The sequence below is a fragment of the Haloferax profundi genome (assembly GCF_001469865.1).
Classification (GTDB): Archaea; Halobacteriota; Halobacteria; order Halobacteriales; family Haloferacaceae; genus Haloferax; species Haloferax profundi.
This window is the reverse complement of sequence record NZ_LOPV01000098.1, coordinates 1-790: the sequence shown is the minus strand read 5'-3', so window position 1 is coordinate 790 and position 790 is coordinate 1. Positions and strand designations below refer to the sequence as shown.

Sequence of the window (790 nt, the reverse complement as noted above, 5' to 3'; positions counted from 1 at the left end):
ACGGAAGCCACCGAAGAGACCACTGAGTCTCAGACGCCCGGCTTCGGTGTTGTCGTCGCCCTCGTCGCCCTCGTCGCTGCTGCACTGCTCGCAGTCCGCCGCGACTAAAGACGACTAACTACCGGGACCTTCCCGGCTCTTTTCCATTCTTTCGACGTCACACGGTGAGCAGCAGCTCTGTGTAGTTTTCACTGCAGTCACCTTGTCAGACTCCAGCGTGGCTATCCCAATAATTTGAGATTTCAGCTGTGAGCGCTTGCGGCCACGTTTCACTGACAATCAGTACCAATTCCACTATGAATTGGAACTAACGATGAAATAAAGATGGGAAAGCGATTCTCCTCAATTGCTCTTGAGGCAAAGACGATCTATATCATTCCTTCGACATTAATTGATACACGATTCTTGTTCAGCAGTACGAGCTGCACTAGTACTTAGAAAAGCACCTACTGGCAGACGTTGGCCTGGCTAATTCTTACCCAGAGAAATTTCGAAGTGATGTGCTTCGTCAAGATCGACATCTGGGAATTCGAGATAGGTGTTTGCCTTCTTATCCGGTTGTAAATTACTGCTCCAGTCAGCAGCGCGTGAGAGTACGCGCCCGTCTACATCGTACATGGTCCCGTCAATACGGAAGTGCCCCATCGCTGCCTTTGTCGTCTTTTTGACCGAGACACCGACCTTGTACGTTGTTCCGTCTTCAGCAAAGTAGCCATAGTCTTGCCATGCTTCGACCGTATCTAACCCTGATCTGACAATGACACCCGGGATCGGTCCTTTCAACAGCATC

General features: G+C 50.4%; 1 protein-coding gene and 1 pseudogene. One reads left to right on the top strand and one right to left on the bottom strand.

All coding sequences use genetic code 11. The features are described 5' to 3' along the window. The coding region (locus AUR66_RS23240) for a PGF-CTERM sorting domain-containing protein (protein WP_157533003.1) at positions 1-108 on the top strand (108 nt) is incomplete at its 5' end. 360 nt (positions 109-468) lie between these two features. On the opposite strand, the pseudogene AUR66_RS21780 reads toward AUR66_RS23240, so the two are convergent. Next, a pseudogene (locus tag AUR66_RS21780) lies at positions 469-790 on the bottom strand (hypothetical protein); the annotation flags it as partial.